This window comes from Jiella avicenniae (genome assembly GCF_021390325.1).
GTDB lineage: Bacteria > Pseudomonadota > Alphaproteobacteria > Rhizobiales > Rhizobiaceae > Jiella > Jiella avicenniae.
Window position 1 is genome coordinate 24,934 of record NZ_JAJUWU010000003.1, and the last position, 14,422, is coordinate 39,355.

General features: G+C 67.9%; 13 protein-coding genes. 4 read left to right on the forward strand and 9 right to left on the reverse strand.

Annotated elements, in window-relative coordinates:
- Positions 1-5: 5 nt before the first annotated feature.
- Together LZD57_RS02420 and LZD57_RS02425 are read left to right on the forward strand one after the other, a co-directional pair.
- The gene (locus tag LZD57_RS02420) at positions 6-1,196 is read left to right on the forward strand and encodes a vWA domain-containing protein (protein ID WP_233717894.1); all 1,191 of its coding nucleotides are present in this window, start codon (positions 6-8) and stop codon (positions 1,194-1,196) included.
- A gap of 298 nt (positions 1,197-1,494) precedes the next feature.
- Positions 1,495-2,007 (forward strand): cytochrome b, encoded by a 513-nt coding sequence (locus tag LZD57_RS02425; protein WP_233717536.1) that lies wholly within the window; start codon positions 1,495-1,497, stop codon positions 2,005-2,007.
- 23 nt (positions 2,008-2,030) lie between these two features.
- On the opposite strand, the gene LZD57_RS02430 is transcribed toward LZD57_RS02425, so the two are convergent.
- The 4 genes from LZD57_RS02430 to ligA form a co-directional block, all read right to left on the reverse strand.
- Positions 2,031-2,366, reverse strand: a complete 336-nt coding sequence (locus LZD57_RS02430; RefSeq protein WP_233717537.1) for an AzlD family protein — start codon at positions 2,364-2,366, stop codon at positions 2,031-2,033.
- Positions 2,363-3,067, reverse strand: coding sequence for an AzlC family ABC transporter permease (locus LZD57_RS02435; RefSeq protein ID WP_233717538.1), 705 nt, complete (start codon positions 3,065-3,067; stop codon positions 2,363-2,365). The genes LZD57_RS02430 and LZD57_RS02435 overlap by 4 nt, the downstream gene beginning before the upstream one ends.
- Positions 3,068-3,254: 187 nt before the next feature.
- Complete coding sequence (locus LZD57_RS02440; protein WP_233717539.1) at positions 3,255-3,629, reverse strand: YbjN domain-containing protein; 375 nt, start codon at positions 3,627-3,629, stop codon at positions 3,255-3,257.
- Between the two features lie 412 nt (positions 3,630-4,041).
- Positions 4,042-6,582 carry an NAD-dependent DNA ligase LigA gene (gene ligA / locus LZD57_RS02445; protein WP_233717540.1) on the reverse strand — a complete coding sequence of 847 codons (2,541 nt, stop codon included), beginning with the start codon at positions 6,580-6,582 and terminating at the stop codon, positions 4,042-4,044.
- 71 nt (positions 6,583-6,653) lie between these two features.
- Here ligA and LZD57_RS02450 point away from each other — a divergent pair, with 71 nt between their 5' ends.
- Positions 6,654-6,989, forward strand: a complete 336-nt coding sequence (locus tag LZD57_RS02450) for a ribbon-helix-helix domain-containing protein (RefSeq protein ID WP_233717541.1) — start codon at positions 6,654-6,656, stop codon at positions 6,987-6,989.
- A gap of 62 nt (positions 6,990-7,051) precedes the next feature.
- Positions 7,052-7,363, forward strand: a complete 312-nt coding sequence (locus LZD57_RS02455; RefSeq protein WP_338034678.1) for a hypothetical protein — start codon at positions 7,052-7,054, stop codon at positions 7,361-7,363.
- Here the strand turns inward: LZD57_RS02455 and LZD57_RS02460 are convergent.
- The 5 genes from LZD57_RS02460 to ftsZ all read right to left on the reverse strand — a co-directional run bounded on the left by LZD57_RS02460 (position 7,296) and on the right by ftsZ (position 14,356).
- The gene (locus LZD57_RS02460) at positions 7,296-8,405 is read right to left on the reverse strand and encodes an FAD-dependent oxidoreductase (RefSeq protein WP_233717542.1); all 1,110 of its coding nucleotides are present in this window, start codon (positions 8,403-8,405) and stop codon (positions 7,296-7,298) included. The two genes, LZD57_RS02455 and LZD57_RS02460, sit on opposite strands and share 68 nt — an antisense overlap.
- A 66-nt stretch (positions 8,406-8,471) precedes the next feature.
- A complete protein-coding gene (gene recN / locus LZD57_RS02465; protein WP_233717543.1) occupies positions 8,472-10,145 on the reverse strand; it encodes a DNA repair protein RecN in 1,674 nt (557 codons plus the stop codon).
- 168 nt (positions 10,146-10,313) lie between these two features.
- Positions 10,314-11,222, reverse strand: a complete 909-nt coding sequence (locus LZD57_RS02470; protein ID WP_233717544.1) for an outer membrane protein assembly factor BamD — start codon at positions 11,220-11,222, stop codon at positions 10,314-10,316.
- A gap of 325 nt (positions 11,223-11,547) precedes the next feature.
- Positions 11,548-12,486 carry a UDP-3-O-acyl-N-acetylglucosamine deacetylase gene (gene lpxC / locus LZD57_RS02475; RefSeq protein WP_233717895.1) on the reverse strand — a complete coding sequence of 313 codons (939 nt, stop codon included), beginning with the start codon at positions 12,484-12,486 and terminating at the stop codon, positions 11,548-11,550.
- Positions 12,487-12,790: 304 nt separating this feature from the next.
- A complete protein-coding gene (gene ftsZ / locus LZD57_RS02480; protein WP_233717545.1) occupies positions 12,791-14,356 on the reverse strand; it encodes a cell division protein FtsZ in 1,566 nt (521 codons plus the stop codon).
- Positions 14,357-14,422: the final 66 nt, after the last annotated feature.

The following is a 14,422-nucleotide window of genomic DNA, read 5'->3' on the forward strand; positions in this document are numbered from 1 at the left end:
ACATCATGTTCCTGACCTTCTTCCTCGAACTCAAGGCCGCCGGCGTTCCGGTCACCCTTCGCGAGCATCTGCAGCTTCTCGAAGCGATGGAGGCCGATCTCGTCACCTACGACGTCGAAGCCTTCTATTTTCTCGCCCGCGCGACGCTGGTGAAGGACGAGCGCTTCGTCGACCGGTTCGACCGGGTCTTCGCGACCGTCTTCAAGGGCGTCGAAGCGGTCGCCGGCGCGCCAGACGGCGAGATCGCGGCGCGGGACCTTCCCGAGGAATGGCTGCGACGACTCGCCGAAAAGCATCTGACGGAAGAGGAAAAGAAGCTGGTCGAAAGCCTCGGCGGCTTCGACAGGCTCATGGAGACGCTGAGAGAGCGGCTCGAAGAACAGAAGGGCCGACACCAGGGCGGCTCGAAATGGATCGGGACCGGCGGCACCTCGCCCTTCGGCGCCCATGGCTACAACCCGGAAGGCGTTCGCATCGGCCAGAACGAAAGCCGCCACCGCCGCGCCGTGAAGGTCTGGGACAAGCGCGAGTTCAAGGATTTCGACGACGACGTCGAACTCGGCACCCGCAACATCCGCGTCGCGATGAAGCGCCTGCGCCGCTGGGTGCGCGCCGGCGCACGGGAGGAATTCGCCCTCGACGAGACGATCGATTCCACCGCCCGAAAGGGGTATCTCGACGTCAGGACCCGGCCCGAGCGGCACAATGCCGTCAAGCTGCTGCTCTTCCTCGACGTCGGCGGCTCGATGGACGACCACGTGCGCGAAGTGGAGCAGCTTTTTTCGGCGGCCCGCGCCGAGTTCAAGCATCTCGACTTCTTCTATTTCCACAACTGCCCCTATGAGCGGCTGTGGAAGGACAATCGCCGCCGCCACACCGAGACCATCGCGACCGACGAGGTGATCCGCACCTACGGCGCGGGACACAAGGCGCTGTTCGTCGGCGACGCCTCGATGAGCCCCTACGAGATCGCCATGCCCGGCGGCTCGGTCGAGCACTGGAACGCCGAACCCGGCCGCGTCTGGCTCGACCGGCTGACCGGCAAGTGGGGCAAGGCCGCCTGGCTCAACCCGTCCAACCCGCGCCACTGGCACTACACCCAGTCCGTCGGCATGATCCGCGAGGCGATGAACGGGCGGATGTTTCCGCTGACGCTCGCCGGCATCGAGGCGGCGACGCGGGAACTCGCCCGCTGAAGATCCTTGCCGCCCGGCGTGGACTGGACGGACCGGCGCGGCGATCCGCGGCGGCGGTTCGCGCCCGCCCGGGCCGACCATTCCCGCATTCTCGGCCATGTCCCATGGCGGAGGTATGAGCGGGCCGCTCGCGACGAGCACGCTCTTTCTCATATTGCCGCTGCGACGCAGTTTGTAACGATTCTTAATTTGCCGCCGCGACGGATCCTACGGCATCTTCGGCAGGGACGGTCGATGGTCTGCGGCAAGCGCGACGGGTCGTCTCCGGTTTTGAAATTGCTGAGGAGCAACGACCTTCATGGCTATCTCCGCCCCCCGCTCGCGCGGCTGGTCGACGCTCAGCGTCGTGCTTCACTGGGCCATCGTCGTCCTCATCGTCGTCCAGTTCATCAACCACGAATGGATGGTCGACCTGTGGCGCGCCACGCGGCGCGGTGCCGAGGTCGACGCCACGACGCAGACGGCGGGATGGGCTCACGTCGTCGCGGGTTCGCTGGTGCTTCTGGCGGCACTCCTCCGGCTCTGGGATCGCTTCGCTCATGGCCGCCCGCCCTACCCGGCCGAAGAGCCGACATGGTCGCTCTGGCTCGCCAGGATCACCCACGCACTGATTTACGCGATCCTGATCCTCATGCCGATCGCCGGGCTGATCGCCTGGTTCGGCATGATCGGAGAAGCCGGCGAGATCCACGAGTTCATGTGGACGCCGCTTCTCGTCCTGATCGGGCTGCATGTGATCGGCGCCCTCGCCCAGCAGTTCTGGTTCAGGACGGGCGTCCTGAAGCGGATCTTCGTGCCGGGAACCGTCTGAGGCCGGGGCGGCGCCCCGAGGCGTCACGAGCCGAGCGCCCGCGCCCCGGCCACCATCGCCGTGCCGATGACCACGACGGCGATCAGCGGCAGGCGCAGCGACAGGATGGCGCAGACGATGATCGCCACCCGCTCCGGCCAGTCGCCGGAAACCAGCACCGGCGCGACGATCGCCGTCATCACCGCAGCCGGCACCGCGTCGAGCGCCGCGGAGGCGCGCGGCGGTATGGTGCCAAGCAGCGAGATCAGAATGTGGCCCCCGAACCGCGTCAGATAGGTCAGGGCGCCGCCAATCAGGATGACCAGCCAGATCGATCCGGTGGACCACCCGGCGTCGGACAACAGCGCTTCGCCGTTCACGAGGCACCTCCCGCCCGGCCTTCACGGGCCGCTTCGGCGGGACGCTTCTGCGGGCCGATCGCCGCCGCGACGGCAATGCCCGCGAGCCCGCCGAAGCTGACGTGCCAGGGCGGCCCGGCCAGCCAGTAGACGACGACGGAGACGGCGAGACTGGTGCCGGCGACGGGATAGAACGCGCCACGCTTGCGGAAGCCCATGACCAGCCCGAGAAAATAGACCGGCAGGACGAAATCGAGGCCAAAGGCCTCCGGATCCTCGATAAGCTCGCCGAAACTCGCACCCGCCAGCGTCGCAAGCTGCCAGCTGAGATACATCAGGATCGCATAGGTCAGGTAGAAGGCCGGCGTCAGCCGTCGCTTCGCCGCCCTCGCCTCGGCGGCGCCGAACAGCGGGTCGACGAGCAGGAAGAAGGCGAGCGCCTTCTGGCCGCCTGAAAACGCCCCGAGATGCCGGCTGATCGAGGCCGAATAGAGCACGTGCCGGAAGTTCAGCGCAAAGACCGTGAGGAGAACCGACCAGAGCGGCGCCCCGATCCCCATCAGCTGCAGCGCCGCGAGCTGCGAGGCGCCGGCGAAGATCGCGGCGGAAAAACCCAGCGCCTGGAGGACCGTCAGCCCCTCCTGCACCGCCACCGCACCGTAGACGAGGCCGAAGGGCAGCACCGCCAGAAGCACCGGCAGCAGCGTGCGAATGGCGGCCATGCGTTCGCTCGCCGCATCCGCCGGCGTCTCGTTCGAAGGGCCGTCTGCCAAGCTCAAGGGGTCGCTGCCGGGATTTCAATCGTCTTCGCTGCGGGGTGGCCGAAAGGGCAGTCCGATTCGGCCACGACGGACGATACAGCAAACCGCCCGCGCACGAAGCCGTCCCTAGGACGGGGTGCGATCCGCGCTATTCGCCCGCCTTGCCCAGAACCTCGCGCGGGAAGGCCGCGAGCGTCACGGTCCAGCGGTCGAAGAGATCGGCGAGACGATCCCGTCCGAGATCCAGCGCCGAGGCGTTGAGCTCGACCACCGGCAAGCCGTCGGTGGTCAGATAGGCCTTGTTGTAGGCCCCGAGCGCATTCCAGCGGTTGAGCAGTTCGAGCGAGACACCGGCCGTGCCCCACACCGCGTAGAAATTGAGCGTTCGGCAGTCGCGATGGTCGCGGCAGTCGAGGAAGAAGAGCTGGTAGGCCGTGCCGTTGATGTCGCCGGTGATGACCGGGTCGCCGCTTTCGGTCTTGGTCAGCTCGGCCTCGCCATACCCCCTCGCGACGTCGAGCATGGAACCGAAATCATTCGCCTCGATCGCCTGCGCGGCCGGCCGCGCTTCTGTGGCTCGCGCCGCCTCAGCGAAGACGCCTGCTGCGGAAAGCAGGCAGGCCAGGGCCAGAACGGCAGGGCGGTTCAAGCGCGACGGATGGTGGAGCATGGAAAATCCGCGTGTTCGTTTCGCGCGAGGCTGCGGCGCGGAGGCTGCCAATGCAAGAGGCAGGCCCGGCCGGGCGGTTCATTCGCGCCCGCCCGTGGCGGTTCTGCACCGCAGCAACCACGCTCCGTTCAACTGCCGTCCCCTTGCGGAAAGGCGTCTCGATACTCGGCATTCCCGCCCCGAAAGACGCCACGCTCCGATGGTGATTGCGCCGTCCCAGACGGAGCGGGCCGACCGGTCCGTAGAGACTTCGAGCCCCCGCCTCTCACCCCTCCGCCACCTCGCGGCCGATCAACCGGAACCATCCGTTCTCGTCGATCACCTCGATGCCGAATTCCGTCGCCTTCTTCAGTTTCGAACCGGCGCCGGGGCCTGCCACGACCAGGTCCGTGCTCTTGGAGACCGAGCCGGCGACCTTCGCCCCCAGCCCTTCCGCCATGGCTTTCGCCTCGTCGCGGGTCATCTTTTCGAGCGACCCGGTGAAGACCACCGTCTTGCCGGCGACCGGCGAGGAGACCTCCTCCGCAGAGGCGAGTTCGTTGGTGGTCGTCACGCCCGCATCGAGAAGCGCTTCGACGGCTTCGCGATTGTGGTCTTCGCTGAAGAACTGGATCAGCGAGGCCGTCGCCACCTCGCCGATGTCGCGATCGGATTTCAGGAGCTGGTAGGCCGGGCCCGGCGCCTCGGTCCTTGCCGCGAGCATGGCGTCCCGCAGACCCGCCGCGTCGCCGAACCGCTCCTTCAGCGCCGCGCGCTGGTTGGCTTTCAGCCCGACCGCCTTGTCGCGAAGAGGATCGTATGTGTCGTCGGCCAGGGCGTCCTCGCCGACCGACAGAAGCGCGTCGAAGGTACTTTCGCCGACATGGGGCGTCTCCTTCAGGGCCAGCCAGGCATCGCCGGCCTGCTCCCTGCCGGCCGCGTCCACCCCTTCCAGAAAGCCGCGCACATCGGCGAAATGCCGGGCCAGCGCCTTGGCGGAGGTCTCGCCGATATGGCGGATGCCGAGGGCGAAGACGAAACGGTGGAGCGCGACCTCGCGCCGCGCATCGATCGCTGCCAGGAGATTCTCGATCGCCTTGGAGGTCTCCGCCTTCTTGGCCGGCTTCTCGGGTTCGGCCTTGCCCTGCAGCTTGCGGCGCGCCTCGGACACCTCGCGGCGGCGCGCTTCGATCGCCTCGCGCAGGGGCTCGAAGGTCAGGGCGAAGATGTCGGCCGGCTGGCGCACCAGCCCGGCGTCGAACAGCGTCTCGATGTAGGTCTGGCCGAAACCCTCGATGTCGAAGGCGCCGCGCGAGACGAAGTGCTTCAGCCCCTCGCGCCCCTGCGCCGGGCAGGTCAGCCCCGCCGTGCAGCGGCGCTTGGAGTCGGGCCGCCCGGTGCGCGGATTCATCTCGCGCACCGCCTTCGAGCCGCAGACCGGGCAATGGTCGGGAAAGCGGTAGGGCTCGGCGCCCTTCGGCCGCTTCTCCATCAAAACGTCGAGCACCTGCGGGATGACGTCGCCGGCGCGCTGGACGATCACCGTGTCGCCGATCCGGATGTCGCGACCGTCGCGGATCTCGTCGCCATTCGAATCCCGGCCGGCGATGTAGTCCTCGTTGTGCAGCGTGGCGTTGGAGACGACGACGCCGCCGACGGTCACCGGCTTCAGCTTGGCGACCGGTGTCAGCGCCCCGGTGCGGCCGACCTGGATGTCGATGTCCTGAAGCACCGTCGTCGCCTGTTCGGCCGGAAACTTGTGGGCGATCGCCCAGCGCGGCGAGCGCGAAACGAAGCCGAGCCGCTTCTGCAGGTCGAGATCGTCGACCTTGTAGACGACGCCGTCGATGTCGTAGCCGAGATCGGCCCGCTGTTCCTCGATCGCATGGTAGTGCTCGATCAGGCCCTCGATCGTATCGAAACGCTGCATCAGCGGGTTGACGGAAAAGCCCATCTTGCCGAGCGCGGCGACGACCTCGCTCTGGGTCCTGCCCGGCACCTCGCTGACCTCGCCCCAGGCATAGGCGAAGAACTTCAGCGGCCGCGAGCGCGTCACGTTCGCATCCTTCTGGCGCAGCGACCCGGCGGCCGCATTGCGCGGATTGGCGAACTGGCGGACCTTGACGGCGTCGTCCGTCTCGTCGCCGGGCACCTCCAGCGTCCCGTCCTCCGTTCCAGACGATTCTGCGGCCGTCTCTTCCTCCGGCGACGCCGGCTCCACGCCTGCCGCCAGCCGCTCGTTCAGGGCCGCGAAGTCGGCATGGCTCATATAGACCTCGCCGCGCACCTCGAAGACGGCCGGTCGGATGCCGCTGAGGCGATGGGGAATGTCGTCGATGGTCAGCGCATTCGCCGTGACGTCCTCGCCGACGGTACCATCGCCGCGGGTCGCCGCCGAGACGAGCCTTCCGTCCGCGTAGCGCAGCGACAGCGACAGCCCGTCGATCTTCGGCTCGGCGGTGATCGCCAGCGGCGCGTCGTCGGCGAGTTTCAGGAAGCGGCGAACCCGTTTGGCGAAGTCCTCGACGTCCTCGTCGGAAAAGGCGTTGTCGAGGGAGAGCATCGGAATGGCATGGGTGACCTTGGCGAATTTCGACGACGGCGCCGCCCCCACCCGCACCGAGGGCGAATCCTCCCGCACCAGCGCCGGAAAGCGCCGTTCGATCGCGGCGTTGCGCCGGCGCAGCGCATCGTAGGCGGCATCCGAAATGGTCGGCGCGTCGTTGCCGTGATAGCGGCGGTCGTGCTCGGCGATCTCGGCGGCAAGGCGCTCCAGCTCCGCGGCGGCCTCGGCCTCGTTCAGATCTTCGACCGGTCGTTCGGCCATGGGTGTTTCCGTCTCACTGTCATTTGTCGTCGAACGGCGTCCGGCAGATGCCGAATCGAGCTGTAAGGTGGGTGGCGGACCTTGCTCCGCAGCGCCGCTTACCGCATTTTCCCTGCAACGATGACCATTTGGGAAACCGAGATATGGCCCGGTCTCTGCAAGTCACGCTGCCGGATGATCTCATGCAGGATATCGCCGACGCCGTCGAATCCGGCGAGGCGCCGACGACGAACGAACTCGTGAACCGAGCGCTCGATGCCTATTTCCGGATGGATCGAGAGAAGCGGCTTGCCGCCCTGCGGGCAAGGATCGCCGATGCCGTGAACGACCCTCGCCCCTCCGTCCCGATCGGCGAGGCGTTCGAACGGATACGGGCAGACGTATCGAGACGACATCGCCAGTCGTGACAAATCTGCCGGTTCGGCTTTCGGAAACTGCAATCGCGTCGCTTGCGGACATCGCTGCCTACGTGGCGACCTCGGCAGGATCGCTCGAGGTCGCCCTGTCTTTCATCGAACGCATCGAGCGCCGATGTAAAAGGATCGGCAATGTTCCAAACGGTGGAGTGCCGCGTCCCGACCTTGGCAATTCGATTCGCGTCGTGCCCGTTCGAACGCTCCGCTGTCATTCTCTACCGAGCGCTCGAAGATCACGTCGAAATCGTCGACGTCTTCTACGGCGGACGCGACTACGAGACCATCATGGGCCGCAGATCATGAAGCGAGCCATTCCGGCTGCGGCAGGTCAAGGGCGAGCACGCGTTCGGCGATCCGCCGGCTGACCGGGCGCAGCCTTGTCGCGGCGGGCATGAGATAACGCAGGGCGAGCGACGCATAGGCGGGCGGCGCACCGAGCGTCGTCGTGCCTTCCAGCGTCTGGTCGAGCACGGCCTTCACCACCGGCAGCCGCTGCGATTCGTATTCGGTCTCGCGGCCTTCGGAAAACAGCCAGGCGAAGGTCGCGGCGTCCCAGATGCCGAGATTCATGCCCCGTCCGCCCACCGGCGAGTGGACGTGCGCGGCGTCGCCGGCGAGGAACACCCAGCCGCGCGACATCCGTTCGGCCCTTCGGAAAGCGACGCGGAAAGTCGACTGCCAGGTGACGGTTTCGATGCCTTCGACGGCTTCGACCAGCTTTTCCGGCGCATCGTGAAAGCCGATCAGCCGGGCCGAGCGGTCGCTCATCGGCAGCAGCGCATGGGACCTCTCATTGTCGGCGCCGAGCGAAATCTTCGCGCGGTGCGGATCGAGCGGCTCCGAAAACGTCACGTCGGCGAGAGCGAAGACGCCGGGATAGCTCTCGCCGACCCACGGAACGCCCAGTTCCTCGCGCACCGCCGAATGGCTCCCGTCGCAGCCGAGAACCGCCCGCGCCGCCACCGCCTCGCCGCTCGAGAGCGTCACCGTCGGCCGGCGGGTATCGGCGATCCCCGTGACCGCGACGTTCCATTCGACGGCGATGGCGCGATCTTTCAGCCAGGCGATCATCGCCCGCTCGGTCCGGCCCTGAGGCAGCGACAGGATGAAGGGATAGGGCGTCCTCGCCTTCGACAGGTCGAGCGAGAACGCCGGCTTTCCGCCGATGGCGATTTCAGCGCCGGTGATCTCCGTTCCCGCGCCGAGCAGTTCCTGCGTCAGACCCGAGGCTTCGAAGATGCGCAGGGTGGTCGGCAGGATTCCGAGGGCGCGCGACTGCTCCACCGGCGTCGGTCCCGCGCCGACATCGACGATCCGGACGGGAACGCCACGCCGCGTCAGTTCGACGGCCGCGGCGAGGCCGACGGGGCCGGCTCCCGCAATGAACACCAGGTCGTCGCGCGCCATGCAGATCCCCGTCCCTCTCCCGTCGGCCAGCCATCATGCGGGGCGGACCTTCCGGCGATCAAGAGTTCACGCCCCGCCGGCGCCGATCAACCTTGCGGCCGCCGCCCGCGCCTCTTCCGTCACGCTCTCGCCGGCCAGCATGCGGGCGATCTCCTCGCGGCGGCCATCGGGATCGATCGTGGCGACGCGGGTGGCGACGCGATCTTCCTCGCCGACATCCGATTTCGAGATCAGAAGATGGGTCGAGGCCCGGGCCGCGACCTGCGGCGCGTGGGTGACGGCGAGCACCTGCACCGAGCCGGCGAGGCGCTTCAGCCGCCGGCCGATCGCGTCCGCCACCGCCCCGCCGACGCCGGTGTCGATCTCGTCGAAGACGAGGGTCGGTGCCGAGCCGCGATCGGCGAGCGCCACCTTCAGGGCGAGCAGGAAGCGGGAGAGTTCGCCGCCGGAGGCGACCTTCATCATCGGCCCGGCCTTCGTGCCGGGATTGGTGCGGACGTGGAACTCCACCGTATCGATGCCGGAAGCGTCCGGCCGCCCGGCGTCGGTGTCGATCGTCACCATGAAGCTCGCCCGTTCGAGCTTCAGATCCGGCAACTCCGCCATCACGGCGGCTTCCAGCATCCGCGCCGCCGTCGTGCGCTTCGCCGACAGCGAGGCCGCAGCCGCGTCGAAGCGTTCGCGTGCCGCCTCGACCTCGGCTTCGAGGGCGACGAGACGCTCCTCCCCGGCGTCGAGATCGGCCAGATCGCCGATCATCCGCGCCGTCAGCTCCGGCAGGTCGTCGACGGCGACGTTGTATTTCCGCCCCGCCGCCCTGAGCGCGAACAGCCGCTCCTCGGTCAATTCCAGCGCCCGCGGATCGAATTCAAGGCTGCGCAGCGCCCCTTCCAGCGACGTCTGCGCCTCGGAGAGTGCGTCGAGCGCAACGTCGAGCCGGTCGATCGCCTCGTCGAGCAGACCGGGAAGCTCGTCCCGCTTGCGGTCGAGGCGCTTCAACAGGTTGGCGAGACCCGGGATCGGCGAGCCCGGGCCGGACAGCTCCTCGTTGGCATCGTTGACGTCCGTCGCGATCTTCTCGGAGCGCATCATGATCTGACGTCGTTCGGCGAGTTCCTCCTCCTCGCCGGCGAGCGGCTGAAGGTCGGACAATTCCTCGACGGCGCTGCGCAGGAAGTCCGCCTCGCGCGCGGCGGCCTCGACCTTGGCCCGGTGCTTCTGCAACGCATCGCGCGCGCCGCGCCATTCGCCATAGAGGCGGCCGACGGCGGCGGCGTCGGGATCGAGTCCGCCGAACTCGTCGAGCAGCGTCCGGTGGCTGTCGCTGTCGACCAGCGCGCGGTCGTCGTGCTGGCCGTGGATCTCGACGAGGGAGAGGCCGAGCTGCCGCATCAGCCCGACGCTGGAGGGGCGGTCGTTGACGAAGACGCGGGTGCGCCCGTCGGCGTTCTGGACGCGGCGGAGCACGAGGTCGCCGTCGTCGTCGAAGCCGTTGTCGGACAGAAGTCGCCGGGCCGGGTGATCCGACTCGAGGTCGAAGGCGGCGATCACCTCGCCCTGCTTGGCGCCGTGGCGGACCAGCGCCCCGTCCCCCCGCCCGCCCAGCGCCAGCGACAGGGCGTCGAGCAGGATCGACTTGCCGGCGCCGGTCTCTCCGGTCAGCACGGACAAGCCTTTGTCGAGCGTCAGGTCGAGGCGCTCGATCAGGACGATGTCACGAATCGAAAGATGGACCAGCATGTCCGAATCGTCGGTGAGAAGCAGGATGCGGCCCAGGCAATGTCGGTCGCCGAGCGTGGTTTCGCAACCCCGCGCACCGCGGCGAGCGCTGCGGCCCCGGCGATGCCGAACAGCGCGCCCGCGGCGAGCCCGCCCTCATCAACCCACCGGCGATGCCGAGCGCCGGCCTCAGGACGCGCCGACGATCTTCTTCGTCGCGGCGGCGAACCAGGAATCCGACGAGCCGTCCCGCGGCTCCAGCCCGTGGCCCTGGAGAAGCGCGTAGGAGTCCCGGTACCACGGCGAATCGGGGAAGTTCTGGCCGAGCACCGAGGCGGAGGCCTGCGCCTCCCGCGTCAGGCCCATGGCGTAATAGGCTTCCGTCAGACGCGCGAGCGCCTCCTCGACCTGGCGCGTGTCCGGATAGACGTCGACGACGTTCTTGAAGCGGTTGACGGCGGCGAGATAGTCGCGCCGCTCCAGATAGTAGCGTCCGACGAGCATTTCCTTGCCGGCCAACTGGTCGCGGGCGATGCGCAGCTTCGACCTGGCGTCGTCGGCATACATCGTGTCGGGGAAGCGCTCCATCAGCGCCCGCATCGCCTGGGCCGTATAGGCCGCCTGCTTCTGGTCGCGCGTCACGTCCGGGATCTGGCGGTAATGGGACAGGCCGATGATGTATTCGGCGTAGGGAGCGTCTTCGGAATCGGGATAGAGCGAGATGTAGCGCTTCGCCGCGGTCTCCGCCGCGTCGTAGTCGCCGCCGCGATAGCTGGCGAAGGCCTGCATGATGAGCGCCTTGCGAGCCCACTCCGTATAGGGGTGCTGGCGGTCGATCGCCTCGAACTTCTTCGAAGCCTCGCCGAGCCGGCCGCCTTCGAGATTGGCGAGGCCCTGATTGTAGAGCACGTCCGGCGGATCCGTCTCGGCGGCCAGTGCCAGCACGTTGACGTCGTTGTCGCCGCCCGACATGCAGCCGGCTAGGCCGAACGCCGCACCGAGAACCGTGGCCGTGAGCCCCAGCCGCGCAGCTTTGGTGATTGATCCGGCGAAGTGCCGCGACGTGTCGATCATGTTCTGCGGGTCCCCTAACCCCATTCAGCCTGCGACCGGCATCACTATCCCCCGATCGTGGCACGAACAATGGCGAAGCCCGAGCAAGGTGCCTTTTTTGTGACCGGCAGGCGGATTTCGCCCGAGCCGCGCGCTTCCCGCCGGCGCTGTTGCCGTTGCGTCACGTCCGACGACGGCGAAACGTCGCGTGCCGCATCGGCCGACCGCAGCGAGCCACGACGACCGACTCGGTCACCGGGACGTCTGCAGCATCCGCGACGGGGCAAGTTTCGACGACGAAGGCGCCGGAGGCGACCGCGAGCGCCGCCGGACGAGACACCGGCCGCGCGGACCGATGGCGTCGGTTCGATCAGAGAACCTGCGGCCCGTAGGCGGGCGCGGCGACGGCGACCAGCGGCGCATGGCGCACCGGGTCGACGCGGCGGGACGGCATCTCGACGATCTCGTAGGCCTTGCGGTCGGCGAGCAGCGCCTTGAGCGCCAGGGCGTTCAGCCGGTGGCCGCCGCGATAGGACCGATAGCAGCCGAGAATGCGGACACCGCCCAGCGCCTGGTCGCCGACGGCATCCAGCGCCTTGTGGCGGACGAACTCGTCCTCGAAGCGCAGTCCCTCCGGATTGACGACGCGGCCGTCGTCGGACAGCACGACCGAATTCTCCAGCGACGAGCCGAGCGCGTAGCCCGCCGCCCACAACCGCTCCACGTCGGCCATGAAGCCGAAGGTGCGGGCCCGCTGGAGATCCCTGGTGAAGCGCGCGGCGGTGAGGTCGGCCCGGTAGGCTTGCCGGCCGATCGCCGCATTGGCGAAATCGATCTCGATCTCGAACCGTGTCCCGGCATAGGGACGATACTCCGCCCTCGCCTCGTTCAGCTCGACGCAGACCGGCTTGAGGATCCGCAGATAGCGGCGCTTGGCGACCTGGCTGACGACGCCCGCCTCGCTGATGCCGCGCACGTATTCGGCAGCGCAGCCGTCGAGGATCGGCGTTTCCTTGGCGTCGATCTTCACGACGACGTTGTCGACGCCCATCGCGTAGAGCGCGGCCATCAGATGCTCGACGGTGGAAACGTGGGAGCCCTTGAGGTCCCCGACGACGGTCGACAGGTCGGTCGGCACGGAATTGCTGGAGACTGCGGGAATTTCGTGAACGAGGCCGTCCGCTCCGGCAAGGTGGAAGACGATGCCGGTATCAGGCTCGGCGGGAAGCAGGGCGAGCCGGACCGGCAGACCGCTGTGCACACCCACGCCGTAAAAATCGATACGCGATGCTATCGTCTGCTGGAACATCAACACGTCAGGACAACCTTTCCCCGCGGCATGCCGGTCGTTTCGATCCACCGGGCCCCCGCCCACACACAGAATTCCGCCCGCTCTACGACCGACGCCCCCTGAAGAACTTTCCCCCGTTCTTCATTCGTTGAGATCGTTGGTAAATCGCCGGCCCAATTCGGCAAAATCACGCTTTCTTACCCCGTGTTAAAAGCGCTGCAGCATCGAGCCGCGATATCACTGTATTTTCAATACGTTAACCAAAAATGCCCGCCGGATTTCTCCGGCGGGCACTGTCACATCGCCGCAACAATCGGCGCGATCAGTTAGCCTGCCGCCGGAGGAACGCGGGAATCTCCAGCTGATCCTCTTCGCTGACCGGACGCGAGGCCGTCGCCGGGCGGGCAGCCGACTCGGATGCGACGCGGCGCGGCGCATAGGGGTTCGGCTCGACATGGGCGCGGCGCGCCGGCTCGGCGGCCTGATGCTCCTCGTCCTCGCGGCGCGACAGGCCCGTGGTCAGACGGCGCAGCAGCCCCATGGCGCCCCGCTCGTCCGGCACCTGTTCGTTGGCGGCGGCCCGCTGCTCCATCTCGCCCCGCACCACCGGCGGGAAGTCCTCGACGCGCGGCATGCGCGGAGAGGCGACCGGCTCCGACGCCGTGTCCGCACTCGGGACGGTGGGACGGGCCGCGGGCTGCGGTGCGACATGGGCGATCTCGGCAGCGAGCGCGGCGGAGAAGGCATCCTCGATCTCCGGCTCCTCTTCGGCCGGCTGGACCGGCGCGGCAGGAGCGGTCGCGGCGGGAGCGTGCTGAACCGCCGGCTGCGGCGCCTGTGCGGCCTGGGCCGAGACCCGCTGCTGCGACACGAAGGCCGTCTGGCTGGCGGTCATCGTCGGCCGCGCCGCCATTTCCACTTCGCTCTTGTCGATGCCGGTCGCGACGACCGACACGCGGATCACGCCCTCGAGGTTCTCGTCGAAGGTGGCGCCGAGGATGATGTTGGCGTCCTGGTCGACTTCCTCGCGGATGCGGGTCGCCGCCTCGTCGACTTCGAAGAGGGTCAGGTCGCGGCCGCCGGTGATGGAGATCAGCAGGCCCTTGGCGCCCTTCATCGAGGTCTCGTCGAGCAGCGGGTTGGCGATCGCCGCCTCGGCGGCGGCCATGGCGCGGCCCTCGCCCGAGGCTTCGCCCGTGCCCATCATCGCCTTGCCCATCTCGCGCATCACCGAGCGGACGTCGGCGAAGTCGAGGTTGATCAGGCCTTCCTTGACCATCAGGTCGGTGATGCAGGCGACGCCCGAATAGAGCACCTGGTCGGCCATCGCGAAGGCGTCGGCGAAGGTGGTCTTGTCGTTGGCGATGCGGAAGAGGTTCTGGTTCGGAATGACGATCAGCGTATCGACGTTCTTCTGCAGTTCCTCGATGCCCTGCTCGGCGATGCGCAGCCGGCGCTGGCCCTCGAAGTGGAACGGCTTGGTCACGACGCCGACGGTGAGGATGCCCTTCTCGCGGGCGGCGCGGGCAACGACCGGGGCAGCGCCGGTGCCGGTGCCGCCGCCCATGCCGGCGGTGACGAAGCACATGTGCGAGCCGAGGAGATGATCGCAGATCTCGTCGATCGACTCTTCGGCGGCAGCCCGGCCGACCTCCGGCTGGGAACCGGCGCCGAGACCCTCGGTCACGGCGACGCCCATCTGGATGATACGCTCGGCCCGCGAGGAGCGCAGCGCCTGGGCGTCGGTATTGGCGATCACGAAGTCGACCCCCTCGAGGCCGGCACTGATCATGTTGTTGACCGCGTTGCAGCCACCGCCACCGACACCGAACACGGTGATGCGGGGCTTCAGTTCGGTGATGTCCGGCTTTTTCAAGGTGATACTCATGCCCTCATTCCTCTTTCAGATCGCAAAGGCCGTCTCGCCGCGCGGCCGTTTCGTTGTCATGCTTGG

Bases quoted from the DNA above. Each gene is read 5' to 3' on its own strand.
- LZD57_RS02420 (WP_233717894.1), top strand. From the start codon at position 6: ATGTTCCTGACCTTCTTCCTCGAACTCAAGGCCGCCGGCGTTCCGGTC.
- LZD57_RS02425 (WP_233717536.1), top strand. From the start codon at position 1,495: ATGGCTATCTCCGCCCCCCGCTCGCGCGGCTGGTCGACGCTCAGCGTC.
- LZD57_RS02435 (WP_233717538.1), bottom strand. From the start codon at position 3,067: ATGGCCGCCATTCGCACGCTGCTGCCGGTGCTTCTGGCGGTGCTGCCC.
- LZD57_RS02440 (WP_233717539.1), bottom strand. From the start codon at position 3,629: ATGCTCGACGTCGCGAGGGGGTATGGCGAGGCCGAGCTGACCAAGACC.
- ligA (WP_233717540.1), bottom strand. From the start codon at position 6,582: ATGGCCGAACGACCGGTCGAAGATCTGAACGAGGCCGAGGCCGCCGCG.
- LZD57_RS02460 (WP_233717542.1), bottom strand. From the start codon at position 8,405: ATGGCGCGCGACGACCTGGTGTTCATTGCGGGAGCCGGCCCCGTCGGC.
- recN (WP_233717543.1), bottom strand. From the start codon at position 10,145: ATGCTGGTCCATCTTTCGATTCGTGACATCGTCCTGATCGAGCGCCTC.
- LZD57_RS02470 (WP_233717544.1), bottom strand. From the start codon at position 11,222: ATGGGGTTAGGGGACCCGCAGAACATGATCGACACGTCGCGGCACTTC.
- lpxC (WP_233717895.1), bottom strand. From the start codon at position 12,486: ATGTTCCAGCAGACGATAGCATCGCGTATCGATTTTTACGGCGTGGGT.
- ftsZ (WP_233717545.1), bottom strand. From the start codon at position 14,356: ATGAGTATCACCTTGAAAAAGCCGGACATCACCGAACTGAAGCCCCGC.